This is a genomic window from Streptomyces sp. NPDC085481 (genome assembly GCF_044541845.1).
In the GTDB taxonomy this organism is placed as follows: Bacteria; Actinomycetota; Actinomycetes; order Streptomycetales; family Streptomycetaceae; genus Streptomyces.
The window spans coordinates 15,341-42,296 of record NZ_JBITTJ010000026.1 but is presented as its reverse complement, the minus strand read 5'-3'; the positions used below and the strand labels follow the sequence as shown (position 1 = coordinate 42,296).

The following is a 26,956-nucleotide window of genomic DNA, read 5'->3' as shown; positions in this document are numbered from 1 at the left end:
CCTTCGTTTCCGACTCTATCAGATCTTTCCGATCCGATTTCCTCGGTGCTTTCCGGTCCCTTTTCGCTTTCGCTTTCGGGCCCTTCCGGCGGTTCCGACTTTATCAGATTCATTTCCGCCGACCTAATCGGTGGCTTCGTGATTCGGATAAGGAATCGGAGTGGCTCCGTCGTCATCTAATTTCCGACCGGAGCGAGAGAGATTCTAACTCGTCAGCCCTGAGCTTGTCCAGCTCCAGGCAACCGTTTGAATCTACCTCCCCGCGCCATCCGTGTCAACGGGTTTTGCGGGCGAAGAGGAGACTAGCAGGTCAGCGGGGTGCTGCGCACATCAGGCTGCCATGGGCAGCTCGGCGCTGCGGTCGGACTCCTCGACGTCACCCGTGGCGCCGGCTCGGGCCGCACGGCCGCCGAGGACGTAGACGTACGCGAGGAATGCCAGTTCAGCGCTGATACCGATGGCGATACGGGCCCAGGTCGGCAGGCCGGACGGGGTGACGAAGCCTTCGATGAGGCCCGCGACGAACAGGACCAGTGCCAGGCCGATGGCCATGCCGATCGCCGCCCGGCCCTGCTGGGCCAGGGCGGCACGGCGGGTGGTGGGGCCGGGGTCGATGAGGGTCCAGCCAAGGCGGAGGCCCGTACCGGCGGCGACGAAAACCGCGGTCAGTTCGAGCAGGCCGTGCGGGAGGACGAGGCCCAGGAAGATGTCGAGACGGCCCGCCGAGGACATCAGACCGATGCCGACGCCGAGGTTCAGCATGTTGAGGAAGAGGATCGCCAGCACCGGTAGTCCGAGGAACGCGCCCAGGACCAGGCAGGTGGCAGCGGCCTGGGCGTTGTTCGTCCAGACCTGGGCGGCGAAGGACGCCGCGGGGTGGCTGGAGTAATAGGTCTCGTACTGGCCGCCGGGGCGGGTCATCTCGCGCAGGTCGGCCGGGGCGCCCATCGCGGCCTGGACCTCGGGGTGCGCGCCGATCCACCAGCCGATCAGGGCCGCGACGAGGGTGGAGACGACCGCGGTCGGTATCCACCAGTGCCGTGAGCGGTACACCGCGGCCGGGAATCCCGCCGTGAGGAAGGTGACCGCGTCGCGCCAGGAGGCGCGGCGGGTGCCGGTGACCGTGGCGCGGGCACGGGCGACGAGCTGGGTGAGCCGGGCCGTGAGCATCGGGTCCGGGGCACTGGACTGGATGAGGGAGAGGTGCGTGGCGGTGCGCTGGTAGAGGGCGACGAGTTCGTCCGCCTCGGCGCCGTTCAGCCGGCCGCCACGGCGCACGAGGTGGTCGAGTCGGTCCCACTCGGCTCGGTGGGCGGTGACGAAGACGTCGAGGTCCATGATCGGCTGCTGCTCCAGGCACTGGGTGCGTACGGGTCCGTCGTACAACTGCGGCGCGCTGCGGGTCAGCTTGGCAGACTGGCGTTCGGACGGGGTTCGGCAGGTCGACGGAGGGCGGGCGGCGTGAGCGGGGTCGTGACGGGGGATGCCGTCGTACTGGGGTTGCAGCCGGCGCGGCTGCCGAGCCGGGCGTTGGCGCTGCTCATCGATCTCGTCGTGGTGTGGACCGGGTATCTGCTGATCAGCTTCGGGCTCGCCCTGGCCACGGCGTCCCTGGACGAGGCCGCGGCGATGGCGATATCCGTCGTGTCCTTCCTGCTGATCCTCATCGGGACGCCGATAGCCGTGGAGACGCTCTCGCACGGGCGGTCGCTGGGGAAGCTCGCGTGTGGGCTGCGGGTCGTGCGGGACGACGGGGGGCCGATCCGGTTCCGGCACGCGTTGATGCGCGGGGCGATGGGGGTCGTGGAGATCCTGATGACCTCCGGGATCGTCGCCTGCATCGCCTCGCTGGTGTCCGAGCGCGGGCGGCGGATCGGCGACGTCTTCGCCGGGACGCTGGTGGTCCGCGAGCGGGTGGCCTCGGCGCCGACCATGGCCGTACCGCCGCCCCCGCCGTGGCTGGTGGGGCGGTTCACGGGGCTCGATCTTTCGGCGGTGCCGGACGGGTTGTGGCTGGAGATACGGCAGTACCTCACGCGGATGCGCCAGCTGGATCCCGCGATCGGGCAGAGGCTCGCGGAACGGCTGGCCACCGAGCTGGTGGCGCGCACGGGGACGCCTCCGCCGGCGGGGGTGCCGGCGGACGCGTATCTGGCGGGTGTGGTGGCCGAGCGGCAGGCCCGGGACGCGCGGAGGGCGTTCGCCCCGGGGACGGGCGGTGCGGGGATGGGCGGTGCCGGAGTGGGAGTGGGCGGTGCGGGGATGGGAGTGCGTGGTGCCGGGACGGGGATGGCTGCGCCTGCTCCGGCGTCGGCTCCCCGGGCGGCTCCGGCCCCTGTTGCGGCTTCGGCTGCTCCTGCACCTGCACCTGCGCCGGCTCCCCCGGCGACCGGGTTCGCGCCTCCGGCCTGAGGTCAGAAGGCGGACGGTGGGGTGTCGAGCTGTTCGAGCTCGATGCCGGGGGCCGAGAGAACCACGTCGCCGGCGATGTGGACGGTGTGCCGTTCCCCCGTGTCGAGGGCGCTGACCTGGTACTCGTCCACGATCAGGGGGCCGTTGTCAGTGGCGTGCGCTTCACTCTTCAGCAGGGCCCAGGACTGGTCGACCGTCAGGGGGGCGAGCACGGGATCCGTGAACGCGACGAGCCGGAGGCGGGTCTCCGGGGAATCGGGGGTGAGGCGCAGGAGCCGGGAGATCGCGACGAGGAACGCCGGGGACGTGCCGGTGAAGGCATGGGCGCGCACATTGCCTTCGGTTGCGTGGGTTCCGGTGGGGTCGGTACGGACCCAGGTGACGCCTTCGAGGGCGGCGCCGCGGACCTGCCAGTGCGCGGCGTGGAGTTCGAGGCGGATGGGGCGGCCCAGTTCGTCGATGGCCAGGTCGACGGAGCCGGCGGGGTCGCCGGAGGGGGTGGTGGTCTGTGAGACGTAGCGCCAGCCGGAGGGGCCGGGCGCGCAGTTGAAGTGCTCTTCACCGAGGGGGGTGTGATCGTGCGGATCATGGAGCGAATAGCGGCCGCGGGGCATGGTTCCTCGGGGTGCTTCCTGGAGCGGTAGCGGTGGTCGAGAGACGAGGCAGGCCCCCGACACGGGGGTGCGGGGGCCTGCCTTCTTCCTCTACGGGTGTTCCGGGCGCCCTGGCGTCAGTGCACGGTCGCCGGGTGCCGGTTCATCAGTAGCGGTAGTGGTCCGGCTTGTACGGGCCCTCGACCTTGACGCCGATGTAGGAGGCCTGCTCCGGGCGGAGGGTCGTGAGCTTGACGCCGAGGGCGTCGAGGTGGAGGCGGGCGACCTTCTCGTCGAGGTGCTTGGGGAGCACGTAGACGTCGGTCGGGTACTCCTCGGGCTTGGTGAAGAGCTCGATCTGGGCCAGGGTCTGGTCCGCGAAGGAGTTCGACATCACGAACGACGGGTGGCCGGTCGCGTTGCCCAGGTTCAGGAGGCGGCCCTCGGAGAGGACGATCAGGACCTTGCCGTCGGGGAACTTCCAGGTGTGGACCTGCGGCTTGACCTCGTCCTTGACGATGCCTTCGATCTTGGCGAGGCCGGCCATGTCGATCTCGTTGTCGAAGTGGCCGATGTTCCCGACGATGGCCTGGTGCTTCATCTTGGCCATGTCGGAGGCCATGATGATGTCCTTGTTGCCGGTCGTGGTGATGAAGATGTCGGCGGTCTCGACGACGTCGTCCAGGGTCGCGACCTGGTACCCGTCCATCGCCGCCTGAAGGGCGCAGATGGGGTCGATCTCGGTGACGATGACGCGCGCGCCCTGGCCGCGGAGGGACTCGGCGCAGCCCTTGCCGACGTCGCCGTAGCCGAAGACGACGGCGGTCTTGCCGCCGATGAGGACGTCGGTGGCGCGGTTGATGCCGTCGATGAGGGAGTGGCGGCAGCCGTACTTGTTGTCGAACTTCGACTTCGTGACGGCGTCGTTCACGTTGATCGCCGGGAAGAGCAGCGAGCCGGCCTGCTGCATCTCGTAGAGGCGGTGGACACCGGTGGTGGTCTCCTCGGTCACGCCGCGGATCTCGGACGCCAGCTGCGTCCACTTCTGCGGGCTCTCGCCGAGGGTGCGGTTGAGGAGACGGAGGATGTGGCCGTACTCCTCGCTGTCCGCGGTGGACGGGTCCGGAGCGGAGCCGGCCTTCTCGAACTCGACGCCCTTGTGGACGAGGAGGGTCGCGTCACCACCGTCGTCGAGGATCATGTTCGGGCCGCCGGTGGGCGTGTTCGGCCAGGTCAGGGCCTGCTCCGTGCACCACCAGTACTCCTCGAGGGTCTCGCCCTTCCAGGCGAAGACCGGGACGCCCTGGGGGTTCTCCGGGGTGCCGTTCGGGCCGACGGCGATGGCCGCGGCGGCGTGGTCCTGGGTGGAGAAGATGTTGCAGGAGGCCCAGCGGACCTCGGCGCCGAGGGCGACCAGGGTCTCGATGAGGACGGCGGTCTGCACGGTCATGTGCAGGGAGCCGGTGATGCGGGCGCCGGCCAGCGGCTGCTGCTCGGCGTACTCGCGGCGGATCGACATCAGGCCGGGCATCTCGTGCTCGGCGAGGGTGATCTCCTTGCGGCCGAAGGCGGCCAGGGAGAGGTCGGCGACCTTGAAGTCCTGCTTGGCGACAGTCGTCATGACTGGGGCTGCTCCTCGTGGATCGGGTTCGAGGGGTCGAGTGGGCACCTGGCACCGCGGCTGTGGGTGACGCGGGCATACGAATGCCCGGGTACTCCCGCGGTGCAGTCGTCGGAGGCCCTCTCTCCCTCGGCCGGTCCCGGTGGGACCGCCCGACCGCCATCAGCAGCGACGTCTGGCTGGTCACGAATCTACACCGATCGGCGCAGCGGCCCACAGCCCGGCCCGGTTCCGGATTCGGCCGGATCTGGGCTCGACAGGGGCTCGGCAGGGGCTTGATGGGGGTCTGGTAGGGGCCTGGTCAGGGCCCGTGAGGGCTCGGCAAGGACCTGGCGCGGGCTGGACACGTGCTCGGCAAGGGGCCGCAAAGGGCCGAGTGGTTCGTCGGCAAGCGGGTCGCCGCGGTCGGCGTGGCCGAGGGGATCCACCGCCCCGAGCGGCTGATCGAGCAGGTGGGCGGCGCTCCCGTGCACGGCTGGGACGCGGGCGCGGGCGGCGGGGGGCAACCCCGGCGGGCGTCAGCGGTAGAGGCAGCGGCGGGAACGAGCGGAGCGGCGCGTACATGGCGCTGATGAACGGCGTCTGAGCACCTGACGAGCTTGCTCGGCGGGATGACCGGCACCAGCGCGATCCGGCCAGGTCTGGCCAAGCTGATCCGGCGCAAGCTGAACCCGAGCAGGAGCGGGAGACCGGCATTGCCTCGCTCTTCATGGGCCTGCTCGGCATCTCCGAGGGCGCGATTCCGTTCGCGGCCACCCGCCCCGCGCAGGTGATCCCGGCGAACATGCTGGGCGGCGCGGTGGCCGGTGCGCTTGCCGGCCCGGCCGGGGCGACGGACGGCGGGCCGATCGTGGCGGTGCTCGCGCGGTCGGCGGGGTGCCGATGTTGTTCCTCGCGGTGGCGGCGAGGGCCGTGGTCACCGCGCTGACGAAGAATGCGCTCATCGACTCCGCGAGCGGCGGGGGCGGGGCGGGGCGGCGCGTCGGTGCAGGCGGTACGGCTCCGAGGGGAGCGACGGCCGCCGCACCCGTGCCCGTACCACCGGAGTACAGGGGCGAAGTGCCGTCCAGGTATCTGACCGGGCGCACGGTGAAGGTGCGGCTCGACGCCGTGAGCAAGGACGCGGCGATCCGCGAGAGGGCCGGGATGCTCTCGGGTACGGGCAGGGTGGTCGACCTCGACGTGCTCGTACGGGCCGCGTTCGCTCGGGAAGCCCGGGCACGACGGGGCTCGGCGAGGAGATCGGCATCCCGCACGCGAGGACGGACGCCGTCTCGGCAACGGTCGTCGGCTTCGCCCGCTCCCCCGAGGGCGTCGGGTAGGGCTCGCTCGACGGCACGAAGGCTGGCTCATCCCCGTGATGGCGGTGCCGAGGCCGTCGCCGGGGACGAGCACCGGCGGATCCTGGCCCTGCTCCCCCGGAGGCTGATGGACGCGCGGTTCCGCGAGCGGCTCCTGGCGGCGCGGGATGCGGCGGAGATCCTTCGGCTGCTCGGGGAGATCGGGTAGGTAGTCGGGCAGGTCAGGTGGATCAGGTAGGTCGGGGAGATCTGGCAGGTCAGGTGGATCGGGTACGCGAAGGCCCATCCGGTCCGTTCGCGCCGATAGGGTGCGGGCTGGACCGGCGGAAGGGCTGGGGATGCGACCGGGGCGGGGACTGCGGGCCACGGGATGGGTGCTGCTCCCGCTGGGCGTGCTGCTGCTCGCCGGGGGGCTTCTGCTGCGCGACGCCTATCCCGGCCACCGGGTCCCGAGTGAGTCGATGCGGCCCACCTACGAGCCCGGCGGCATGCTGTACGCCGAGCGGATCGAGCCGTCCGAGGTGCGGCGCGGGGACGTCGTCCTCGTCTCCGTGCCGGAGTGGGGCATCCACGACGGCCTCGCCGTCAAGCGGGTGATCGGCGTCGGCGGCGACCGGGTCACAGCCGACGACCGGCGGGTGTACGTCAACGGCCGGCCGCTGACGGAGCCGTACGTCGCCGGGGGCGACCCGGTCGCGGGTGCGACCTTCGACGTGCGGGTCCCGGAGGGGCGGCTGTTCCTGCTCGGCGACAACCGGGGCAACTCCCTCGACTCGCGCTACCACCAGGACGAGTTCCCCGGCGGGACGGTGCCGTCGACCGCCGTGAAGGAACGGGCCACGGACAGCCCCGTCGGCTCGTACGCCGCGTTCGGTGGGGCCGGGATCGGCGTGATCATGTTCCTTGTCGGGTTCGGACTCGCTCTGGCGGGGTGGCTGACCGGGCGGTCGGCACGGCGGGCGGGGCCGGCATCGGCATCGGCGCCGTACGTCGTGGGCTGAATCGGCGGACGTGCGGAGGGCCCCGGACCTGGTGATCAGGTCCGGGGCCCTCCGCGCGTCGCGCAGCGGCGAATCAGGCGCCCGACGCGGCCGCCTTCTCGCTGTAGATGTCCGGCTCCAGGTAGATGACCCGGGCAATCGGGACGGCGGCGCGGATGCGCTCCTCGGCCGCGTTGATGGCGTTGGCGACCTCGGTGGCGGTGTCGTCGTGCTCGACGGCGATCTTGGCCGCGACGAGCAGCTCCTCGGGGCCGAGGTGCAGCGTGCGCATGTGGATGAGGCGGGTGACGGTCCTGCCGTCGACGATCGCGTCCTCGATCTTCTTCACGTCCTCGACGCCGGCGGCCTCGCCGAGGAGCAGCGACTTGGTCTCGGCGGCGAGCACGATCGCGATCAGGATGAGCAGGATGCCGATGCACAGGGTGCCGATGCCGTCCCAGATGCCGTCGCCGGTCAGCAGGGCGAGGCCGACGCCGCCGAGGGCGAGGACGAGGCCGACCAGGGCACCGAAGTCCTCCAGGAGGACGACCGGGAGCTCGGGGGCCTTCGCGCGGCGGATGAAGTCCTTCCAGGACAGGGTGCCGCGCAGCTCGTTCGACTCCTTGATCGCGGTGCGGAAGGAGAAGCCCTCCGCGATGATCGCGAAGACGAGGACGCCGACCGGCCAGTACCAGGCCTCGATCTCGTGCGGGTGCTTGATCTTCTCGTAGCCCTCGTAGATGGCGAACATGCCACCGACGGAGAACAGCACGATGGAGACGAGGAAGGCGTAGATGTAGCGCTCGCGGCCGTAGCCGAAGGGGTGCTGCGGGGTGGCCTCGCGCTGGGCGCGCTTGCCGCCGAGGAGGAGCAGGCCCTGGTTGCCGGAGTCGGCGACCGAGTGGACGCTCTCGGCCAGCATCGAGGACGAACCGCTGAAGAGGAACGCCACGAACTTGGCTACGGCGATCGCGAGGTTGGCGGCCAGCGCCGCCACGATCGCCTTGGTTCCGCCTGACGCGCTCATGGGTCTACGTGTTCCCTTCGTCGGTGATCCGGCCGTGCTGCCGTCGTTCGGCCGGTCATTGTCGCATCAGGCGACGACCGTGGCGCGGAAGACCGTTCCCGTACCGGACAGTTCGGTCGTTTCGCCCGCCGGTACGAACACGGACTCGCCGGGGCCGAGGGCGGTCCCTCCATCGGAGCCATCGGGGCCATGGGGGCCATCGGGACCGCCGGGGCCGCCGACGACGGGGCGGCCCGCTGTCGCGAGGAGGATCTGCGGGGTGGTGGCGGTGAGATCGGTCGGGGCCGCGCCCTCCGCCCGTACGAAGCGGGAGAGGCGGAACTCGTCGATCGGGGTCTCGTAGACCTCCTCGCCCGACGGGGACGCCTCGGGGCGCAGCACCGCCGGGTCGGTGGCCTCGAAGCGGACGACGCGGAGGAGTTCGGGGACGTCGACGTGCTTGGGGGTGAGGCCGCAGCGCAGCACGTTGTCCGAGTTGGCCATGATCTCGACACCGAGGCCGTCGAGGTAGGCGTGCGGGACGCCGGCGCCGAGGTACATGGCCTCACCGGGCTGCAGGCGGACCGGGTTGAGCAGCATGGCGGCGATGACACCGGGGTCGTTCGGGAAGTGGTGGGCGATCTGCGCGTACGGGGCGTGCTCGCCGCCCAGGCGGGCGGCGGCGGCCGCGGCCTCGGTGACGGTGTGGGCCATCTCGGCGCGGTCGGCGGTGAGCAGCGCGGTCAGCACCTCGCGCAGGGCGGCGTCTTCCGGGTGGGCGTGGAGGAGGTCGACGTACGGCTTGAGGGAGTCGACGCCAAGCGCGGCGATCGTGTCGGCGGCCTCGACGGGGTCTCGGAAGCCGCACAGGCCGTGGAACGGGGTGAGGGCGCAGATGAGTTCGGGCTTGTGGTTGGCGTCCTTGTAGTTGCGCTGCGGGGCGTCGATCGGGACCCCGGCGGCCTCCTCGGCGGCGAAGCCGGTGCGTGCCTGGTCGAGGTCGGGGTGGACCTGGAGGGAGAGAGGGGCGCCCGCGGCGAGCACCTTGAACAGGAAGGGGAGGTGCGGGCCGAACTTCTCGACGGCCGCCGGGCCGAGGGCCCGTACGGGGTCGGCGTCGATGACCTCGTTGAGGGGACCGCGGTCGGTGCGGGACGGGGCGCCGGGGTGGGCGCCCATCCACATCTCGGCCTGGGGCTCGCCGGTGGGTGCGACACCGAGCAGCTCGGGGATGGCCGTCGTGGACCCCCAGGCGTAGGGGCGGACGGTGTTGACGAGGCGGTCCATGGGGCTTCCAGCTCTTTCAGTGCGGCGGGTGCGGTGATGGACGTGCGGCGGTGACGGACGGGACTGGGCTGGGCTGGACTGGACTGGGGTGGGGCGGTGCGGGGCGGGGTGGGAGGACTGGGGCGGGGTGGGCCGGGGTGGGGTGGGGTGGTCCGGAGTCCGGGTCCGTGGCCGGGCCTGGGCTCCGGGGCGGACGGGATGCGGTGGGTGGGGCGTGGAGGCGGTCGGGACCGGAGTCGCAGGACCGGCCGCGGTCCGGACCGTGTCCGGTCCTGCGACTCCGGGGGGTGGTGCCTTGCCCTCGGGCTACTGGGGGGCGAGGCCCGCTGAGGCGAGCGAGAGGTACACGGCGGCGAAGTCGGTGACGGCTACGAGCTCGGCGAGGGTTTCGAGCGGGCCGCCCTCGTCCGGCTCCAGCTCGCTGATGGCCGTCTCGTGGCCGAGGGCGAGCTCGCGGGCGGCCGGGGCGGCGCTCAGCACGTTGCCCTCGGCGGGGCGGTCGCGGAGGAGCACGACGCGGGCGCGCAGGGCCTGCGGTTCGTCGACGCGGTCGCGGAAGAAGTCGTCGGGGTCTGCGCCCGCCGCGTAGTCCCCCGCCAGGAGGACGCCGTGGGCCGGCAGGGCCTCCGGGAGCTCGGCGGCGAGCGCCGGCAGGCCGGAGAGCTCGGCGAGGATCGCGGCGAAGCGGCGGCCGGCCGGGCCGGCGGCGTCGCCCTCGGTCCAGATCAGCGGCAGTGAGTCGGCGAGTTCGGCGGCGAGGGTCTTGGCCGGGTTGCTGTACGTGGCGATGGCGGGGCCGCAGCGTTCGGCGGTGCGGTCGAGGCGGTCGGCGACCAGTTCCAGGGCTTCGTACGGGGCCTCGACCAGGCCGACGCGGTCCAGGAGGACGAGCAGGGGCGTGAACAGGGCCCACAGGTCGCCGGGACTGGCGGCGAGGGTCTCGGTGTACTCCTCGGTGCTCTCGTGCGGGGCCGTCGCCATCGGCACGAGGACACCGCGGGAGCCGCTGAGGGACTCGGCGAGCGGGGAGGTCCTGGGGGCGACGGCGACGACGGTGATGCCGCGGCGGTACGCCTGCTCGACGAGGAGTTCGAGGCCGGGTTCCGAACCGTCGGTCGTCGGGATCAGGAGCAGGTCCACCGAGCCGGCCCAGCCGGGCAGGGCCCAGCGCAGGGCCCCGGCGGCGGGTGCGACGCCGGTGGGCTTCAGGCGGATGACGGGGGCGGCCGCGCCCGCGAGGGCGCCGATCAGGTCGGCCACGCCGGCGGCGGCGGTGCCGGGGCCCGCGACGAGGACGGCGCGGGGGCGGCCCTCGGGGCGGAGATCCACGATGCCGGCCTCGGCGGCGTGCCGGGCGGCGGTCCTTACCCGGGCGCCCGCCTCCGCGGCGCCGCGCAGCAGACCGCGGCGGTCGGCGAGGGCGAGGGCGTCCGGTGCGTCGAGGAGTGTCTCGTCGAGCATGTGGCGGGGCCTCCGGTCGTCGGAGCGGGGTGTTGCCTTGGGGTGCCCGTGGCGCGGGTGGCTGCCGCCGTCCGGACCCGGCCGAGGCGGCGGCGCTCCGTGCGGGCTACTCGGGGCGGCGGGCCTCGTCGACCAGCAGGACCGGGATGCCGTCGCGGACCGGGTAGGCGAGCCCGCAGTCGGCGGACGTGCAGACGAGCTCGGGGGTCTCCGCGGCCGTCCGGTCGTTCAGCGGGGCGTGGCAGGCCGGGCAGGCCAGGATCTCCAGGAGGCCGGCTTCGAGCGGCATGGGGTGTCCCTTCGGACGTGACGGACGGTCTCGGGCCAGGTCAGCCTACCGCCGGGCGGTCGGCGGCGCCGCTGACCGCGACGGGGTCACGGTGCGGGATGGGGGTGGCTGGTGGGGGGCCGGGGGTGGGCCTGCGGGGAAACGGGGGGCGACTGGTCGTCCGGGGGCTGGGCCCCCGGGCCCCTGGGCCCCCGGGCCCCTGGGCCCCTGTTGTCGCGAGGGTGCCCCGCAGCGGGGGGCGGGTTCGGACCCGAGGCCCTGCGGGCGTGGCCCGCACGGGACGGCACCGCGGTGGTGGTGCGGGTACCAGCAAAGGGCGGAGGCGCCCGCAAGGGCGCCGTTCCGTTGTGCCCACCCGTTCCGCCCCAGCGGAACGAATGCCCACAACGGAACGACGGGAACGCGGACGGCGCGGGCGCGCCACAACGGAACCGCGGGATTGCAGCGGGAGGGCCGGGCACCACAACGGAACGGCGGCGTGCAGCGGGACGGGCCGGACGCCACAACGGAACGGCGGGGTGCAGCCGGACGGGCCGGACGCCACAGCGGAGGGAAGGGGTGCAGCGGGACGGGTCGGGCGGGCGCCGCCCCGGCGGCCGTACGCCCACGAAGGAACGGCGGGCGGTGGGCCGCAGCCTGAGGGGCGGGGTGGGGGGCGGGGCGGGGCCTCGCCCCCCTTTCAGGCTCAGTCCGTGGCCCGTACCAGGCTCAGGACCTCGTCGCGCAGCTTTGTCATCGTCGCCTCGTCGCGGGCCTCGATGTTGAGGCGGAGGAGGGGTTCGGTGTTGGAGGCGCGGAGGTTGAACCACCAGTCGGTGGAGGTGACGGTGAGGCCGTCGAGTTCGTCGAGGGTGACGTCGGGCTGGGGCTCGTACGCGGCCTTCACCGCCGCCAGGCGGGCGGTCTGGTCGGCGACCGTGGAGTTGATCTCGCCCGAGGACGCGTAACGGTCGTACGCGGAGACCAGGGAGGACAGCGGGCCGTCCTGGCCGCCGAGGGCGGCGAGGACGTGGAGCGCGGCGAGCATGCCCGTGTCCGCGTTCCAGAAGTCCTTGAAGTAGTAGTGGGCGGAGTGCTCGCCGCCGAAGATCGCGCCGGTCTTCGCCATCTCCTCCTTGATGAAGGAGTGGCCCACCCGGGTGCGGACGGGCGTGCCGCCGTTCTCCCGGACGACCTCCGGGACGGACCACGACGTGATCAGGTTGTGGATGATCGTGCCGCCCGGGGTCTTCGCCAGTTCGCGGGCCGCGACCAGTGCCGTGATCGCCGACGGGGAGACGCCCTCGCCGTTCTCGTCCACCACGAAGCAGCGGTCCGCGTCGCCGTCGAACGCGAGGCCCAGGTCGGCGCCCTCGGCGCGTACGCGGGCCTGGAGGTCGACGATGTTCTTCGGGTCGAGCGGGTTCGCCTCGTGGTTGGGGAACGTGCCGTCGAGCTCGAAGTACATCGGGACGACGTCCAGCGGCAGGCCGTCGAACACGGTCGGCACCGTGTGGCCGCCCATGCCGTTGCCCGCGTCCACGACGACCTTCAGCGGGCGGATCGACGTCAGGTCGACCAGGCCGCGCAGGTGGGCCGCGTAGTCCGTCAGGGTGTCGCGCTCGGTCACCTCGCCGCGGGTCTTCGCCTGCTCCGGCGCTCCCTGCTCCAGCCAGCCCTCGACCAGCGCGCGGATGTCCGCGAGGCCCGTGTCCTGGCCCACCGGAGCGGCGCCGGCGCGGCACATCTTGATGCCGTTGTACTGGGCCGGGTTGTGGGACGCGGTGAACATCGCGCCGGGCAGGTTCAGCGAGCCGGACGCGAAGTACAGCTGGTCCGTCGAGCACAGGCCGATCATCGTCACGTCGGCGCCCAGGCCGGCCGCACCGCGCGCGAAGGCCGCGGCGAGACCCGGCGAAGAGGGGCGCATGTCGTGGCCGATGACGATCGCCTCGGCGTCCGTCACGCGGACGAAGGCGGCGCCGAACAGCTCGGCCAGGCCCTCGTCCCACTGATCCGGCACCACCCCGCGGACGTCGTACGCCTTCACGATCTGCGACAGATCAGCAGCCACGGATCAACCCTCCTGAAGTTTCGGCAGTCACGGACGCGCGGAATGCGGCGCGCGTACGGAGCGCCCAAACTACCCGGGAAGGGACCTTGATCAGTTCTCGGGGGAACGCAGCACCCTCAGGTGGCCCCTTCGCCCGACCTCCATCGGGTCGGCGCCACGCCCGCCGCCCTTGCCTCCGGCCTCCGCCGCGCGCTCCTGGGGGCGGGCCGCCTCCCGTACCGCGTTGGCGAGGGCTTCGAGGTCGTCGCCGCTGGGGCGGGCCGGGGCGGAGCCGTCGGAGAGCCGCACGACCTCCCAGCCGCGCGGGGCGGTCAGACGCTCACTGTGCTCGGCGCACAGGTCGTAGCAGTGGGGCTCGGCGTAGGTGGCGAGCGGGCCGAGGACCGCAGTCGAGTCGGCATAGACGTACGTCAGTGTCGCGACGGCAGGGCGGCCGCACGCGGTGCGCGAACAGCGACGTACAGGGCTCACGACGTTGGACGGTACCGCACTCTTGAGCGGGCCGCGACGACTCTCCCCCAGGTCACTCCACCGTGTCGCGGTGTGACCTCCACCACGGGCCTCGTACGGGCAGCGGTGCTGACCTGCGGGAGAGGCGGGGTACGGGGCCGGGGGCGCCGCGCGATCCGGACATCAGCAGGGGGAAATCCGGTCAACCACCGCCAGATGGCCGATCCCGGGAGCTCAGGAAATCGTGCCCTTGTCTGGCCGGAACGCTCAACTATCGACAGCCGTGGGGGCCGGGAAGGGGCTTCTCGGCGGTTATGCGACGGTCCCGGAACACCGGGGAGGGTTACGCTGCGTCAGTGATGGACAGCATGGACAGTCCCGCGCCGCGCGTACGGCGCCGCGACCGGCACGGCCGTGGCATGCGGGGGCCGGTCGCCCCGCCGCAGGTTCCGCTGTCCGCGAGCCGGGCGGACACCTTCCGCGATCTGGTCCTGGACTCGGTGGAGCGCCTCGAGCGGCGCTGGCCGCAGCTGGCGGACGTGGAGTTCCTGGTGATGGAGGTCCCGCCGGCGGTGACGAGCGAGACGGTGCCGCTGGGCGGTTCGACGCCGGCGGAGAAGAACGAGCCCGCCCGGGTCGTGGTCTACCGGCGGCCCGTGGAGATCCGCTCCAAGAGCCGCGACGAGCGCGCCCTGCTCGTCCACGAGGTGGTCGTGGAGCAGGTCGCGGATCTGCTCGGCCTGTCCCCCGAGTCGGTCGACCCCCGGTACGGGCAGGACTGACCCCCGGGCCCCTGGAACCACCCTTACGGGAGCCGTGGACCACCCGTACGGGGACGTCCTGGGCCACCAGGAGGCCGGAGGCTGGGTGCCCGGGCCCGGGGGAGCCGGGGGCGGCTCGGGGCCGGGCCGGGCGGGGGCGTCTGAGGCCGGGCCCGGGGGCCGGAAGGTCGGCCCGGGGCCGGGGGTCCCAGGCCGGCACCCCGGGGGCCCAGGCCGGGCCCCGGCGGCCGGAGGCCCGAGGAGGCTCCGGTCCGTGGCCTCGCCCCCCAGGGCCGGTGCTCAGTCGTCCAGGACCGACAGGTCCTGTCGTGCCGCCGGGACCTCGACCGTGCCCCGGTCGTCGTCGAGCGGCTGGATCGTGAACATCGGGATGCCGTCCTGCGGCAGCGCCAGCATGCGCGAGGCGTGCACCGGGCCGCCCGAGACGTGCTCGACGGTCAGCGCGTAGGAGCCCTTGAGGCCCTCCGGGACCGGCGGGGTGAGGGCCGTGGTCGTGCCCGCCTTCACCGTGAGCGTCTTGGTGACCGGCGTCCCGCCCTGCGCACCCGCCGAGGCGGTGATCCTGACCTCGGCGGCGGCGCCCGGCGCGGTCAGCGTCAGCGTGCCGCGCTTCGCACGGTTGTCGGCGACGGTGCCCCGCCCGTCGATCGCTGCGGTCGCGGGGATGAACGCCACCTCCTGCTGCTCGCCCTTGCCCCGTACCACCCGGAGCGCGGCCACGAACGGGGTCGCCTTCTTCGGGTCGGCCGGGGTCAGCAGCAGCGAGCCGGGCTCGCCGCGGGTGAGGTCCGGCAGGTCGACGGCGGCGGTCATGCCCGACTTCACGTGCAGGGCGCCCGCGCTCGCCGGGACGATCGTGCCGGTCGGGGTGACCAGCTGGACCTTCAGCTCGGCGTCGTCGTCGCCCGGCGCGTACGCCACGAGCCGCACCGAGGTCGCGTCGGCCGGGATGCCGGGCAGCACCGCGGTGCCGGCCGGGTCGGCCGAGGCGGGCAGCCAGTCGCTGCCGAGCTTGTCGTCGGCCGAGCCGACGACGGCGCCGACGCGGCCGCTGCGGGTGGTCACGTGGACGGTGAGGTCCTGCTGGGCCGGGCCTGCGGTGAGGGTGGGCAGCAGCACGGGGACGGTGGAGTGGGCCGGGACCGGGATGCCCTCGGTGATCTGGGACTTCAGGGCGCCCTCGGGGCCGTACAGCTCGATGTCGGCGACGGCGGCAGTGTCGTCGGGGTTGGTGAGGTGGACGTAGTCCTGGCGCTGCTTCGCGGTGGAGGCGGCCGGGAACCAGAAGTCCGTGTCGGGGGCGGTGCAGCCGACGCCGAGCAGGCCGCGGGAGCCGCCGGCCGGGACGACGGTGGTCTGCTGGACGGTCCAGCCGGGGGCGAGCGTGCCGGTCGCCGTGCCGGAGAGCGCCGGGGCGGTGGCGCCGTTCGCCTCGGCGGTGACCGGGGTGCCGGGCTTGGTGACGGTCGCGGGCGCCTTGGGTTCCTTGGGCTTCTTGGCCGGGGTGTCACCGGGGAGGGCGGCGGTGCCGGCGGGCTTGAGCTCCGCCTTCGCGCCGTCGGTCGCCTTCGCGTCGTCGCCCGCCTTCGCGTCGTCGCCCGCCTTCGGCTTGTCCGTGCCGGCCGCGCCCGGGGTGTACGACGTGTACGTCGTCTCCGCCACCTCCGAGGTGCTCGGTACCGGGCAGAGCAGGCTGGTCCGCTCGACCGGCAGCCGGGTCGGCGCCTTGGCGGTGGGGGTCGCCGGGCCGTCGGGGGCGGTCAGGGAGGCGACGCCGGTGACGGCGGCGAGGGCGGCTGCGACCGCGGCGAGGGAGAGGGTGGTGCGCTTCACTGGTTGCTGCTCCCGTCGGGACGCTGCTCGGGGTCCTGGCCGGTCCGGCCGGCCTGCGGGTAGCCGTATCCGTAGCCGTAGGGGTCGTACGGCTGCTGCTCGTAGCCGCCCTGCTGGGCCTGCTGCTGTGCGTACGGGTCGTACGGCTGCTCCGCGTACTGCTGCTGCTCGCCGTGCTGCGCGTACTGCTCCGGGTACTGCTGCTGGGGCTGTGCGTACGGGTCGTACGCGTACTGCTCCTGGTAGTAGCCCTGGCCGTCCCATTCCTGCTGCTGCTCGTACGCCGGCTGCTCGGGTACGGGGGCGGCCACGGGCACCGGCTCGGGCTCGGGCTCCGCCCCCGGGGCCTGGTCGGCGGCCTCCGCCTCGGCCTCCGCCGCGGCGCGCAGGCGGCGGGCGCGGCGGCCGTCGCCCTCGGCGGCGGGGGCGGGGATGGCGAGCTCCTCCTCGGGCAGGTCGTCGTCGACGTCGCGACTGCGGCCGGGCAGCGCGAGGACGAGCAGGACGAGCGCGAGGCCCGCCTGCGCCCAGATCCACAGCGTGTGGGTGAGCGGCTCGTCGTAGGTGAGGTCGAGGCGGCCGCCGTCGGCGGGCAGTTCGAAGCCCTGGGCCCAGCCGTCGACGGTGGTCGGCGTGAGTTCCTTGCCGTCGAGGGTGGCGGTCCAGCCCTCGTCGGCGCGGTCGGCGAGGCGCAGGACGCGGCCCGCGGCGCCCGCCGGGATGTCGCTGTGGGCCTCGACGGGGCCCGCGGCGACGGCCACCGGCTTCGCGGACTCCGCCGCCGTCCCCGCCGCCGTCCCCGTCGTCGTCCCCGTCGTCGTCCCCGTCGTCGTCGGCTTCCCCGCGGCGGGCACGATCATGACGCGGGCGACCTCGCGGTCGACCCGCCACAGCGCGCTGCCGTCGAGCTGGCTGAGCCGGGACAGGCCCGGGGTGGCGTCGAGGACGCGGCTCATGGAGCGCGGTGCCCCGTCCCGTACGAGGACGTAGCGGATCGCGAAGCCGCTGAGCTCCTGGGTCTGGTCGGCGCCGGAGCCTGCCACGAGGTGCGCGACGACGTCGTCGAGGCGCGGGTCGCTGCCGCCGGTCACCGCGAGTTCGGCGTCGCCGAGGCGGGCGCCGGAGCCACGGACCAGGGTGTACGCGACCTCGCCGGCCGAGCTGCCGCCGAGGACGAGGGTGCGGGCCTGGTCGCGGGTGCCGCTCTCCTCGGCGACGAACGCGGGCACCTGGACCGGGTCGCGGCGGGTGAGCGGGCCGTCGGCGCCGCCGATCATCCAGCCGGCCGCGGCGACGACCGGGCCGAGTGCGCAGGCGAGCGCGATGAGCGCGGCGACGGGCTGGCGCCAGCCGAAGCCGTGGGCGGCGACGCGGGTGCGGCCGCCCTCGGCGCCGATCATGCCGGCGGCGAGCAGGGCGGCGCCGTAGACGAGGGTGGCGGGGCCGGCCCAGCCGGTGCCGCCGGCGCCGTTGCCGAGGACGGCGAAGAGGAGTCCGGCGAGGGCGGCGGCCCAGGCGGCGCGGACGGCGAGGACGCGCTCCTCGCGCAGCAGGCCGGCGAGGGCGGCGAGCACCAGGCCGATGAGGACGAGGCCGCCGGTGGCGCCGGGCCCGCCGGGGCTGGTGCCGAGCAGGTCGAGGGCGCTCGCGGTGCCGGTGCGCAGATCGAGGCCTGCCTCGCGCAGGAAGGCGGAGGGGCCGGTCAGCAGGGAGAGCGACCAGGGGGCCAGGACGAGGAGCGGGGCGCCGACGGCAGCGAGGAAGCGCAGCCCGTACGCCGTGATGTCGGCGCGGCGCAGCACGAGCACGCCGATGCCGAGGAGCACGGCGAGCGGCCAGACCACCGGCGTGAAGGCCATGGCGGAGGTGAGGAGGAAGGTGTACGCCCAGGTGGCGCGCCAGCTGCCGCGCTCGGCGCTGCCGAGGCCGTGTGCGGCGACGGCGGCGCGGGCGATGAGCGGCAGCAGGATCGCGAGGACGGCGGTGCCGAGCCGGCCGGTGGCGAGTGCGCCGGTGGCGGCGGGCAGGAAGGCGTACGCGATGGCGCCCCAGGCGCGCAGGAGCTTGGACTCGACGATGCCGCGGGAGGCGAAGTACGCGGTGAAGCCGGCCAGCGGGACCGAGCAGACGAGCAGCAGGGTCAGCGCGAAGGAGGTCGAGCCGAGGAAGAGTACGGAGAGCGCGGCCAGGACGGCGAGGTAGGGCGGGGCGGTCTGGGTGCCGCCGGTGCCGAGGGCGTGCCAGTCGTCGGCGTAGCGCGACCAGAGGCCGGAGACGGTGTCGGAGGCGGGCAGCAGGGCGCCGCCGGCGAGGGAGCCGCCGCCGAAGAGGTTGCGGCAGGCGACGAGGGAGACGACGAGCAGGAGGGCGAAGAGGACGGGCCCAGGCTTGCGGGCGATCTTCTTCAGCCGGGCGAACTGCTCGATCTCCAGGAAGTCGGCGTCGTCTCCGCCGGGTCCCGACTCGACGGCGCCGTGCCGGGAGCCGCCGGAGTCGGCGTCGGAGCCGCCGAAGTGGGAGGCGAGCTGTTCGGCGGTGGCGCGGACGGTGGCGCCGGGGGCCGGGAACAGCGGGCGCAGTTCGCTCGCCGGGACGGCCGGGTTCTTGCGCCTGCGGCGGGCGGCGAGGATCTTCTCGGGGCGAAGCAGGGTGGCGAGCAGGCCCATGACCTCGTCGACGGCCTGGCCGGGCACCTTGCCGACGAGGTAGGCGAGGGTGCGCAGCAGGGTGCCGAGGACGAGGCGGAGGAACACGTACGGCAGGGCGCGGCCGCGGGTGTTGGCGAGCAGGGTGTAGACGGCGCCAGCCTTGTCGACGCGGTGCGGGTTGGCGGCGGTGCGGCCGGCGCAGTCGACGGTGCGGCGTTCGCGGGCGGATGCCTCGGCGTGCCGCAGGACGGCGTCGGGGGCGACGAGGACGTTGTGGCCGGCGGCGTGGGCGCGCCAGCACAGGTCGACGTCGTCGCGCATGAGGGGCAGGCGCCGGTCGAAGCCGCCGAGTTCCTCGAAGACGTCGCGCCGGATCAGCATGCCGGCGCTGGAGACGGACAGGACGGAGCGGACCTGGTCGTGCTGGCCCTGGTCCTGCTCGCGGCGGTCGAGGCCGGTCCAGCGGCGGCCGCTGCGGGCGATGGAGACGCCGGCTTCGAGCAGCTGCTTGCGGTCGTACCAGCCGCGCAGCTTGGGCCCGATGACGGCGGCGTACGCGTCGGAGTCGGCGACGCGCAGGAGTTCGGCGAGCGCGCCGGGCTCGGGGGCGCAGTCGTCGTGGAGCAGCCAGAGCCACTGGACGGGCTCGCCGTGCGGGAGTTCGGGCAGGTCGTAGGCGTCGTCGCGCCAGGTCCTGGTGACCGGGTCCCAGCCGCTGGGCCGCTTCAGATAGGGCAGGTCCTCGGGTCCGAGCACGGGCGCGGTGCGCGCGGCCTCCTCGACGGCGGCGCCGAATCCGGTGCGGCGGGCGAGGTGGAGGACCCGGTCGGGCCCGAGGGCGCCGGCCAGGAGCTGCGCGGAGTCGTCGGCGCTGCCGGTGTCGGCGGCGACGGCGTTCTGTACGGGGCGCTCCTGGGCGAGCAGCCCGGCGAGGGCGTCCGGCAGCCAGCGGGCGCCGTCGTGGGCGACGAGCACGGCGGTGACGACGTGTCGCGGAAACTCAGGAGTTGAGGACATCGAGCTACGGGCCCTCCGGCCGGGGGTCGCCCGCGAGGGGGCGTGGGTGCGTCTCGGACGGAGGCCCACACTAACGGCTGGCACGGCGACGGTCCGCCGCCTGTGGACAGAGCACAGGGTGCGGACCGTTCGTTGTGTGCGTGTTTATTTCAGACGGCGGCTTTCTTGAGGCGGCGGCGCTCGCGCTCGGAAAGGCCGCCCCAGATGCCGAAACGCTCGTCGTTCTGCAGGGCGTATTCGAGGCACTCGGAGCGGACCTCGCAGGCGAGGCAGACCTTCTTGGCCTCTCGGGTCGAGCCGCCCTTCTCGGGGAAGAAGGACTCGGGGTCGGTCTGGGCGCACAGTGCGCGCTCCTGCCAGCCGAGTTCCTCGCCCGCGTCCTCGACCAGCAGTTCCTGGAACGTCTCGGTCATGTGCGCCCCTCGTCTGTCTTTGCGTCCCCGTGATGTTGCCGTTACCGATTCCGGCCGAACGACACGAGTGAAATTACAAGTTCGTGCTCTGTGCGAGTCAAGCCGAGATCTGCTATTGGGCCCCGTATTCACTCTGCGGAACCAAGCGTATGCGGAAAGTGTTCAAATCACCAAAAAACGTGACACATGCCGCCGGTCTTGTCGCACCGCCGCGCCCCACGGAGAAGGACGACCGAGACGTGGATCCTGTTGCGATCCAGCCACGGAAGCGATCCGGATCACAGTCTGATCACAGGATCCCCACCGTGTTTACGGACGCGGATGCTGCGCCATGTCTCCTGGTCACGGGCTGCACAAACCTTTCTCCGCGCACTGTAACCGGATGAGGTGAAACATTGCCCCCAAATCGGGCATTGGGTTGACAGTCGGGTGTCTCTCCCGCCACTTTGGTGGCATGCCAGCGACCGCAGCGCCTTCCGCGACCCACGCCCGTGGGTTCCGCCGCGCTGTCCAGGCGCGCTGTTGCTGTTGCTGTCCCAGCTGTTGATGCGCGCCTTTCTCCTCTAGCGCTCCGGCTTCCCACGCGGCTCCTCCCAGGCCGCGCCTCTCCCGTTCCACCCCTTGCTCTGCGACACCCCAGCACTCTCCTGCCGAGGAACCACCGCACCCATGAACATGGACAGCGACCTTCAGATCGCCGGCGACATCCTTGAGGTACCGCACCTCCTGCAGCCCGCCCGCGAGCACCCCGCCACCGTGGCCGAGTTCGCCGGTCTCGCCCGCGAGATCGCCGCGGACCGCGCCAACTGGGCGCCGTACGTCGAGTACGACGCCACCACCCGCTGGTACCACCGGCTCCGCACGGGCCCGGGCTACGAGATCTGGCTGCTCTCCTGGCTGCCCGGCCAGAGCAGCGGCCGGCACGACCACGGACCTTCCTCCGGCGTACTGACCGTCCTGGAAGGCGAACTGACGGAACGTACGCAGCGGGGCGCGCATGCGCTCGGATCCGGCGCGCAGCGCGTGTTCGCACCGGGCTACGTCCACGAGGTCGTCAACGACTCCCTCGAGCCCGCCGTCAGCCTGCACGTCTACTACCCCGGTCTCACCGAGATGCCGATGCACGAGTCGGTGCGCGCCCGGTGCGCCGCCGCCCCGTCGGCCCCGGCCGCCCCACAGGTGCTCACCGCCTGACAAACTGCTGTGCATGCGCATTGTGGTTCTGGCCGGTGGCATCGGTGGTGCCCGCTTCCTTCGCGGCCTCAAGCAGGCCGCGCCCGACGCGGAGATCACGGTCATCGGCAACACCGGTGACGACATCCATCTCTTCGGCCTCAAGGTCTGCCCCGACCTCGACACCGTGATGTACACCCTCGGCGGTGGCATCAACGAGGAGCAGGGCTGGGGCCGCGAGGACGAGTCCTTCGCGGTGAAGGAGGAACTGGCGGCGTACGGCGTGGGACCGGAGTGGTTCGGCCTCGGCGACCGCGACTTCGCCACGCACATCGTCCGCACCCAGATGCTGGGTGCGGGCTACCCGCTCAGCGCCGTCACCGAGGCGCTGTGCGCCCGCTGGCAGCCCGGCGTACGCCTACTCCCCATGTCCGACGACCGCGTCGAGACGCACGTCGCCATCGACGTGGACGGCGAGCGGAAGGCCGTGCACTTCCAGGAGTACTGGGTGAAGATGCGCGCCTCCGTGGACGCGCAGGCCGTCGTGCCGGTCGGCGCGGAGCAGGCGAAGCCCGCGCCGGGCGTCCTGGAGGCGATCGCCGACGCGGACGTCATCGTCTTCCCGCCGTCCAACCCGGTCGTGTCCGTCGGCACCATCCTCGCCGTGCCCGGCATCCGCGAGGCCGTCGCCGCCGCGCCCGCGCCGGTGGTCGGCCTCTCCCCCATCGTCGGCGACGCCCCCGTACGGGGCATGGCCGACAAGGTCCTCGCCGCGGTCGGCGTGGAATCCACGGCGGCGGCGGTCGCCCGGCACTACGGCTCCGGGCTCATCGACGCCTGGCTCGTCGACACCGTCGACGCGGGCGCGGTCGCGGACGTCGAGGCGGCGGGCATCCGCTGCCGGGCGGTGCCCCTGATGATGACGGACCTGGACGCGACGGCCGCGATGGCGCGCGAGGCGCTGGGGCTTGCGGAGCAGGTACGCGAGGCCGGCGGAGCCAGCGGAGCGGACGCGTGACGGGCGGGGCGGGTACGGGTCGGGCGGGTACGGGCCCGGCCGGTACGGGCTCGGCCGCTACGGGCGGGCCGGGTGCGGGTCGGGCCGGTGCAGGCGGGTCCGGTGCCGGCTCGGCGGGTGCACGCGGGGCCGGGACGGGCGGGCCGGGTGCGGGCGGGGTCGGCACGGGAGCCGAGGGCGGTGTGGCGCGGTACGAGGTGTGGGCGCCCGCCGGGATTCCCGAGGTCGCGGCCGGGGACGACATCGCCAAGCTGATCGTGTCCGTCTCGCCCGGGCTGCTCGACGGAGACGTCCTCGTCGTCACCTCGAAGATCGTGAGCAAGGCGGAGGGGCGGGTGATCGCCGCCGAGGACCGCGAGGAGGCGATCGACGCCGAGACCGTACGGGTCGTGGCGCGGCGCGGGACGCTCCGTATCGTCGAGAACCGGCAGGGCCTCGTCATGGCCGCGGCCGGCGTCGACGCCTCCAACACCCCTTCCGGGACCATCCTGTTGCTGCCCGAGGACCCGGACGGCTCGGCCCGCCGGATCCGCGAGGGGCTGCGCGAGGCGCTCGGTGTCGAGGTCGGCGTCGTCATCACCGACACCTTCGGCCGGCCCTGGCGCAGCGGACTCACCGACGTGGCCATCGGCGCGGCCGGGGTGAGGGTCCTGGACGACCTGCGCGGCGGGACCGACGCGTACGGCAATCCGCTCGTCGCGACCGTCGTCGCCACCGCCGACGAACTCGCCGCCGCCGGCGACCTGGTGAAGGGCAAGGCCGCAGGCCGGCCCGTCGCCGTCGTCCGCGGCCTGCCCCACGTCCTGGCGGGCGACGAGGAGCCGGGGGCCGCGGCGCTCGTACGCGGCGCGGCCGACGACATGTTCCGGCTGGGCACCTCGGAGGCCGTCCGTGAGGCGGTGACGCTGCGGCGCACCGTACGGGAGTTCACCGACGACCCGGTCGACCCGGGCGCGGTACGGCGGGCCGTCGCCGCGGCCGTCACGGCGCCCGCGCCGCACCACACCACCCCGTGGCGCTTCGTGCTGCTCGAATCGGCGGACGTGCGGTCGCGGCTGCTCGACGCGATGCGGGACGCCTGGATCGCGGACCTGCGCGCGGACGGGAAGTCCGAGGCGTCCATCGCGAAGCGGATCCGCCGCGGGGACGTGCTGCGCAACGCGCCGTACCTGATCGTGCCCTGCCTGGTGACGGACGGCGCCCACCACTACGGCGACGCGCGCCGGGACGCCGCCGAGCGCGAGATGTTCGTGGTGGCGGCGGGCGCGGGCGTGCAGAACCTGCTGGTCGCCCTCGCCGGGGAGCGGCTCGGCTCGGCGTGGGTGTCCTCGACGATGTTCTGCCGTGACGTCGTACGGGACGTGCTCGGGCTGCCGGAGGACTGGGACCCGATGGGCGCGGTGGCCGTCGGACGGCCGGCCGCGCCGCCGAAGGAGCGGGCGGTGCGGCAGGCGGGGGCGTTCATCGAGGTGCGGTGAGGCGGCGCTTCGTCGGACGGACGGCCGGATGGCCGGTCGGACGGCCGGCGCCGTCATGGAGGCGGTCGGACGGCCGGTCGGACGGCCGGGTCGTATGGCCGGTCGGACGGCCGGGTCGCATGGCCGGTCAGACGGCCGGTCAAAAGGCCGGTCGGACGGCCGGTCAAAAGGCCGCTCAGACGGCCGGTCACATCGCCGGTCAGATCGCTGTGATGTTGCCGGGTGTCATGCGGGGCGCCCGGCGGGGTGGTACGCGGCCGCTGAGCAGGATGAGACGGGCGGCGCGGTGCCGCTGGCCCTCGTAGGGCGCGAGCAGCTCCAGCATGGCGGCGTCGTCGGCGGTGCGGTCGCCCGCGAGGGCCCAGCCGACGATGCCGGGGAGGTGGAGGTCGCCGGTGGTGACCTCGTCCGGGGCGCCGTTGCTGCGCTGGATGGTCTCGGCGGAGGTCCAGGGGCCGATGCCGGGGATCAGTTCCAGGCGCTTGCGCGCCTCGGCGGGAGGCATGTGCGCGGCCTCCTCCATGCGGGCGGCGACGCGGGCGGCGCGCACGATGGCGGCGGAGCGTTTGCCGTCGACGTTCGCGCGGTGCCATTCCCAGGACGGGATCATCGCCCAGGTGCGGGCGTCGGGCATCACGTGCATGCCGTCCGGAGCGGGGCCGGGGGCGGGCTCGCCGTACTTGCGCACGAGCAGCCGCCAGGCGCGGTAGGCCTCGTCCGTCGTGACCTTCTGCTCCAGGACCGACGGGATCAGCGACTCCATCACCAGGCCGGTGCGGGTCAGCCGCAGGCCGGGGCGGGCGCGGTGGGTGACGGCGAGCAGCTTGTGGCGGGGGACGAAGGCGGCGGGGTCGTCGCCGGCCCCGAGGAGGTCGGGCAGCCGGTCGAGGAGCCAGGCGCCGCCGGGTCCCCACGCCTCCGCGGCGACGGCGCCCGCGTGGATCCGCACGCGGAGGGTGCCGGCGCCGTCGGGGGTACGGCTGGCCCGCCAGACGGAGCCGTCCTGGGTCGTACGGAAGGTGGGGTCGGCGGGGCCGCGACGGAGGGGGCCGAGCGTGAGCCCGAGATCCAGGTCCAGGTCGAGGGACCGCGGCGCGGGTACGGGGACGTGGCCGCCGCGCACGGTGGTGCGGGTGGAGGGGGTGTGGGGGGTGAAGCGGCCGGCCATGCGTACGAGCGTAACGGGGCGCGCGCGGGCTGCGCCCCGCTTGTGCGCGCTGGACCGCCTGCCCGTGCGGGCTGCGCCTGCGCGTGCCCCGTCTCCCCCGGGACCTCGGCCCCGTCCCGTATGAGGCCCGCCCCATGCGGCGCCCCGCCCCGTGTGGGGACCCGGCCCCATGTAGGCGCCCCGTGTGAGGCCTGCCCCATGTGGGACTCCGCCCGGCGTGAGCCCCGCCCCGTGTAGGGACCCGGCCCCATGTGGGCCCGCCCCATGTGAGGCCCGCCCCGGGACTCCGCCCCGCGCGAGCCCCGCCCCGTGTGGGCATTCGTCCCGCTGGGGCGGGACGGGTGGGCACACGGGACGGCACCCTCGCGGGTGCCTCCGCCCCTTGGACCTGCCCGCACCACCAGGGCGCCGCGCGCATCGGTGGCCGTTCAGGCACCGGGAGCCTAGGCCCGGCAAGGGGCGCCGTCCCGTTGTGCCCACCCGTCCCGCCCTGCGGGACGATTGCCCACAACGGGGGGCGGAGGCCCAGCGAACGCGACAGAGGGAACCGGCGCCCGGTGGGGCGAACGCCTACAACGGCGGGGCGGAGGCGCCCCGAACACGACCCACGGAACCGCCGGCGGGGCGAACGCCCACAACGGCGGGGCGGGGCGCAAGCCCCCGAACGCGACTCACGGGCCCAGCGGGTGAAGGCCCACAACGGCGGGCGGGGGTAGAGGCCCCCGTACCCGACCCGCGGAAGCGGCCCGAATGCCCATGGCGGGGGCGGAGGCCCGCCACCGGGGCGCGCCCGTGGGGTGGATGCCCGGGGCGGGGGCGGGGTTACTGGTCTGAGGAGAAGCGGACCGAGCGTGCGGGGAGGTGGGCGTTGCACCAGATGCGGATGCCGTCGCGGAGTTCGTTGTCCGGGCCCACGTGCGCGCCGTCGCCGATGACCGAGCCCGTGACGACCGTGCGGTCGCCGATGTGGGCGGCGGCGCCGATGAGGGAGTCGGTGATGACGGCGCCCGGGGCGATGACCGCGCCCGCCAGGACCGTGGAGCCGGTCACCCGCGCGCCCGCGCCGACCACCGCGCCGGGGCCGATCACCGTACCGCCCGTGAGCTTGGCGTCCGGGGCGACCGTGGCCGTGTCCAGGATCAGGCGGTCACCGCAGCGGCCGGGCACGGCCGGGGACGGGGCGCGGCCCAGGACCAGGTCGGCGGAGCCGCGGACGAAGGCCTGCGGGGTGCCCAGGTCGAGCCAGTACGTGGAGTCGACCATGCCCTGGAGGTGCGCCCCGGACGCGAGGAGTTCGGGGAAGGTCTCGCGCTCGACGGAGACCGGCCGGCCCGCCGGGATCGTGTCGATGACCGAGCGCTTGAAGACGTACGCCCCCGCGTTGATCTGGTCGGTGACGATCTCCTCCGGCGTCTGCGGCTTCTCCAGGAAGGCCGTGACCCGGCCCGTGGAGTCGGTCGGGACCAGGCCGAAGGCGCGCGGGTCCTCGACCCTCGTCAGGTGGAGCGAGACGTCCGCGCCGGAGGACTCGTGGGTCGCCACCAGGGCGCGGATGTCCAGGCCCGTGAGGATGTCGCCGTTGAAGATCAGGACCGGGTCCTCGGGGGCGGAGCGCAGCCGCGAGGCGACGTTGCGGATGGCTCCGCCCGTACCGAGCGGCTCTTCCTCCGTGACGTACTCGATGCTCAGGCCGAGCGCCGAGCCGTCGCCGAAGTGGGGTTCGAAGACCTCGGCCAGGTACGAGGTGGCGAGCACGATGTGGTCCACGCCGGCGGCCCTGGCCCTGGCCAGCTGGTGGGTCAGGAAGGGGACGCCCGCCGCCGGGACCATGGGCTTGGGGGTGTTGACCGTGAGGGGACGCAGCCGCGTGCCCTTGCCGCCGACCAGGAGGATCGCTTCTGTCACCTGTCGTCTCTGCTTCCTGTTCGGGTCCGGTCCTTGGCCCGGGGGCGGTCGTTCGCCCGTCCGTACGA

General features: G+C 73.5%; 21 protein-coding genes and 1 pseudogene. 8 read left to right on the top strand and 14 right to left on the bottom strand.

The window, feature by feature from the left end; translation table 11 throughout:
• Window positions 1-330: 330 nt before the first annotated feature.
• Window positions 331-1,338 (bottom strand): stage II sporulation protein M, encoded by a 1,008-nt coding sequence (locus ACIGEZ_RS33895; RefSeq protein WP_399839171.1) that lies wholly within the window; start codon window positions 1,336-1,338, stop codon window positions 331-333.
• A gap of 123 nt (window positions 1,339-1,461) precedes the next feature.
• Here ACIGEZ_RS33895 and ACIGEZ_RS33890 point away from each other — a divergent pair, with 123 nt between their 5' ends.
• Complete coding sequence (locus ACIGEZ_RS33890) at window positions 1,462-2,412, top strand: RDD family protein (RefSeq protein ID WP_399839160.1); 951 nt, start codon at window positions 1,462-1,464, stop codon at window positions 2,410-2,412.
• A 2-nt stretch (window positions 2,413-2,414) separates the two neighbouring features.
• Here ACIGEZ_RS33890 and ACIGEZ_RS33885 read toward each other — a convergent pair whose 3' ends face one another.
• A complete protein-coding gene (locus ACIGEZ_RS33885) occupies window positions 2,415-3,026 on the bottom strand; it encodes a hypothetical protein (protein WP_399839158.1) in 612 nt (203 codons plus the stop codon).
• Between the two features lie 145 nt (window positions 3,027-3,171).
• Complete coding sequence (gene ahcY / locus ACIGEZ_RS33880; RefSeq protein ID WP_399839156.1) at window positions 3,172-4,626, bottom strand: adenosylhomocysteinase; 1,455 nt, start codon at window positions 4,624-4,626, stop codon at window positions 3,172-3,174.
• Between the two features lie 347 nt (window positions 4,627-4,973).
• Here ahcY and ACIGEZ_RS33875 point away from each other — a divergent pair, with 347 nt between their 5' ends.
• The 3 genes and pseudogenes from ACIGEZ_RS33875 (at window position 4,974) to lepB (ending at window position 6,928) form a co-directional block, all read left to right on the top strand.
• Window positions 4,974-5,198 carry a hypothetical protein gene (locus ACIGEZ_RS33875; RefSeq protein WP_399839153.1) on the top strand — a complete coding sequence of 75 codons (225 nt, stop codon included), beginning with the start codon at window positions 4,974-4,976 and terminating at the stop codon, window positions 5,196-5,198.
• Between the two features lie 66 nt (window positions 5,199-5,264).
• Window positions 5,265-6,135, top strand: a pseudogene (locus ACIGEZ_RS33870) (PTS sugar transporter subunit IIA); the annotation flags it as partial.
• A 130-nt stretch (window positions 6,136-6,265) separates the two neighbouring features.
• On the top strand, window positions 6,266-6,928 hold the full coding sequence (gene lepB, locus ACIGEZ_RS33865) for a signal peptidase I (protein ID WP_399839150.1): 663 nt from the start codon (window positions 6,266-6,268) through the stop codon (window positions 6,926-6,928).
• 73 nt (window positions 6,929-7,001) lie between these two features.
• Here lepB and ACIGEZ_RS33860 read toward each other — a convergent pair whose 3' ends face one another.
• From ACIGEZ_RS33860 to ACIGEZ_RS33835, 6 genes are all read right to left on the bottom strand, one after another.
• Complete coding sequence (locus ACIGEZ_RS33860) at window positions 7,002-7,934, bottom strand: cation diffusion facilitator family transporter (protein WP_399839147.1); 933 nt, start codon at window positions 7,932-7,934, stop codon at window positions 7,002-7,004.
• 66 nt (window positions 7,935-8,000) lie between these two features.
• Complete coding sequence (manA, locus tag ACIGEZ_RS33855; protein WP_399839144.1) at window positions 8,001-9,200, bottom strand: mannose-6-phosphate isomerase, class I; 1,200 nt, start codon at window positions 9,198-9,200, stop codon at window positions 8,001-8,003.
• A 306-nt stretch (window positions 9,201-9,506) separates the two neighbouring features.
• Window positions 9,507-10,661 (bottom strand): SIS domain-containing protein, encoded by a 1,155-nt coding sequence (locus ACIGEZ_RS33850; protein WP_399839141.1) that lies wholly within the window; start codon window positions 10,659-10,661, stop codon window positions 9,507-9,509.
• Between the two features lie 106 nt (window positions 10,662-10,767).
• Complete coding sequence (locus tag ACIGEZ_RS33845) at window positions 10,768-10,950, bottom strand: Trm112 family protein (protein WP_399839138.1); 183 nt, start codon at window positions 10,948-10,950, stop codon at window positions 10,768-10,770.
• 685 nt (window positions 10,951-11,635) lie between these two features.
• On the bottom strand, window positions 11,636-13,003 hold the full coding sequence (locus ACIGEZ_RS33840; protein ID WP_399839135.1) for a phosphomannomutase/phosphoglucomutase: 1,368 nt from the start codon (window positions 13,001-13,003) through the stop codon (window positions 11,636-11,638).
• Window positions 13,004-13,093: 90 nt separating this feature from the next.
• Window positions 13,094-13,525: a DUF3499 domain-containing protein gene (locus tag ACIGEZ_RS33835; RefSeq protein WP_399839168.1), complete on the bottom strand. Its 432-nt coding sequence runs from the start codon at window positions 13,523-13,525 to the stop codon at window positions 13,094-13,096.
• Between the two features lie 287 nt (window positions 13,526-13,812).
• Here ACIGEZ_RS33835 and ACIGEZ_RS33830 point away from each other — a divergent pair, with 287 nt between their 5' ends.
• Window positions 13,813-14,235, top strand: coding sequence for a metallopeptidase family protein (locus tag ACIGEZ_RS33830; protein ID WP_399839165.1), 423 nt, complete (start codon window positions 13,813-13,815; stop codon window positions 14,233-14,235).
• Window positions 14,236-14,514: 279 nt separating this feature from the next.
• Here ACIGEZ_RS33830 and ACIGEZ_RS33825 read toward each other — a convergent pair whose 3' ends face one another.
• The 3 genes from ACIGEZ_RS33825 to ACIGEZ_RS33815 form a co-directional block, all read right to left on the bottom strand.
• Window positions 14,515-16,068 carry a DUF5719 family protein gene (locus ACIGEZ_RS33825; RefSeq protein WP_399839132.1) on the bottom strand — a complete coding sequence of 518 codons (1,554 nt, stop codon included), beginning with the start codon at window positions 16,066-16,068 and terminating at the stop codon, window positions 14,515-14,517.
• Window positions 16,065-19,733 (bottom strand): glycosyltransferase, encoded by a 3,669-nt coding sequence (locus ACIGEZ_RS33820; protein WP_399839130.1) that lies wholly within the window; start codon window positions 19,731-19,733, stop codon window positions 16,065-16,067. Before ACIGEZ_RS33820 ends, ACIGEZ_RS33825 begins: the two co-directional genes overlap by 4 nt.
• A 149-nt stretch (window positions 19,734-19,882) precedes the next feature.
• Window positions 19,883-20,146, bottom strand: a complete 264-nt coding sequence (locus ACIGEZ_RS33815; protein WP_389215982.1) for a WhiB family transcriptional regulator — start codon at window positions 20,144-20,146, stop codon at window positions 19,883-19,885.
• Window positions 20,147-20,815: 669 nt separating this feature from the next.
• Between ACIGEZ_RS33815 and ACIGEZ_RS33810 the strand changes: the two genes are divergently transcribed.
• From ACIGEZ_RS33810 to ACIGEZ_RS33800, 3 genes are all read left to right on the top strand, one after another.
• A complete protein-coding gene (locus tag ACIGEZ_RS33810) occupies window positions 20,816-21,340 on the top strand; it encodes a cysteine dioxygenase (protein WP_399839127.1) in 525 nt (174 codons plus the stop codon).
• 13 nt (window positions 21,341-21,353) lie between these two features.
• Window positions 21,354-22,337: a 2-phospho-L-lactate transferase gene (gene cofD, locus ACIGEZ_RS33805; protein ID WP_399839124.1), complete on the top strand. Its 984-nt coding sequence runs from the start codon at window positions 21,354-21,356 to the stop codon at window positions 22,335-22,337.
• Between the two features lie 182 nt (window positions 22,338-22,519).
• On the top strand, window positions 22,520-23,815 hold the full coding sequence (locus ACIGEZ_RS33800; protein ID WP_399839121.1) for a coenzyme F420-0:L-glutamate ligase: 1,296 nt from the start codon (window positions 22,520-22,522) through the stop codon (window positions 23,813-23,815).
• Window positions 23,816-24,014: 199 nt separating this feature from the next.
• Here the strand turns inward: ACIGEZ_RS33800 and ACIGEZ_RS33795 are convergent, their stop codons facing one another.
• The gene (locus ACIGEZ_RS33795; protein ID WP_399839118.1) at window positions 24,015-24,983 is read right to left on the bottom strand and encodes a DNA-3-methyladenine glycosylase family protein; all 969 of its coding nucleotides are present in this window, start codon (window positions 24,981-24,983) and stop codon (window positions 24,015-24,017) included.
• 822 nt (window positions 24,984-25,805) lie between these two features.
• Window positions 25,806-26,888, bottom strand: a complete 1,083-nt coding sequence (locus ACIGEZ_RS33790; protein ID WP_399839115.1) for a sugar phosphate nucleotidyltransferase — start codon at window positions 26,886-26,888, stop codon at window positions 25,806-25,808.
• Window positions 26,889-26,956 lie beyond the last annotated feature (68 nt).

What these genes read in the sequence shown, in the direction of transcription:
- ACIGEZ_RS33895 (WP_399839171.1), bottom strand. Translation starts at nt 1,338, where the DNA reads ATGGACCTCGACGTCTTCGTCACCGCCCACCGAGCCGAGTGGGACCGA.
- ACIGEZ_RS33885 (WP_399839158.1), bottom strand. Translation starts at nt 3,026, where the DNA reads ATGCCCCGCGGCCGCTATTCGCTCCATGATCCGCACGATCACACCCCC.
- ahcY (WP_399839156.1), bottom strand. Translation starts at nt 4,626, where the DNA reads ATGACGACTGTCGCCAAGCAGGACTTCAAGGTCGCCGACCTCTCCCTG.
- lepB (WP_399839150.1), top strand. Translation starts at nt 6,266, where the DNA reads ATGCGACCGGGGCGGGGACTGCGGGCCACGGGATGGGTGCTGCTCCCG.
- ACIGEZ_RS33860 (WP_399839147.1), bottom strand. Translation starts at nt 7,934, where the DNA reads ATGAGCGCGTCAGGCGGAACCAAGGCGATCGTGGCGGCGCTGGCCGCC.
- manA (WP_399839144.1), bottom strand. Translation starts at nt 9,200, where the DNA reads ATGGACCGCCTCGTCAACACCGTCCGCCCCTACGCCTGGGGGTCCACG.
- ACIGEZ_RS33850 (WP_399839141.1), bottom strand. Translation starts at nt 10,661, where the DNA reads ATGCTCGACGAGACACTCCTCGACGCACCGGACGCCCTCGCCCTCGCC.
- ACIGEZ_RS33845 (WP_399839138.1), bottom strand. Translation starts at nt 10,950, where the DNA reads ATGCCGCTCGAAGCCGGCCTCCTGGAGATCCTGGCCTGCCCGGCCTGC.
- ACIGEZ_RS33830 (WP_399839165.1), top strand. Translation starts at nt 13,813, where the DNA reads ATGGACAGCATGGACAGTCCCGCGCCGCGCGTACGGCGCCGCGACCGG.
- ACIGEZ_RS33820 (WP_399839130.1), bottom strand. Translation starts at nt 19,733, where the DNA reads ATGTCCTCAACTCCTGAGTTTCCGCGACACGTCGTCACCGCCGTGCTC.
- ACIGEZ_RS33815 (WP_389215982.1), bottom strand. Translation starts at nt 20,146, where the DNA reads ATGACCGAGACGTTCCAGGAACTGCTGGTCGAGGACGCGGGCGAGGAA.
- ACIGEZ_RS33810 (WP_399839127.1), top strand. Translation starts at nt 20,816, where the DNA reads ATGAACATGGACAGCGACCTTCAGATCGCCGGCGACATCCTTGAGGTA.
- cofD (WP_399839124.1), top strand. Translation starts at nt 21,354, where the DNA reads ATGCGCATTGTGGTTCTGGCCGGTGGCATCGGTGGTGCCCGCTTCCTT.
- ACIGEZ_RS33795 (WP_399839118.1), bottom strand. Translation starts at nt 24,983, where the DNA reads ATGGCCGGCCGCTTCACCCCCCACACCCCCTCCACCCGCACCACCGTG.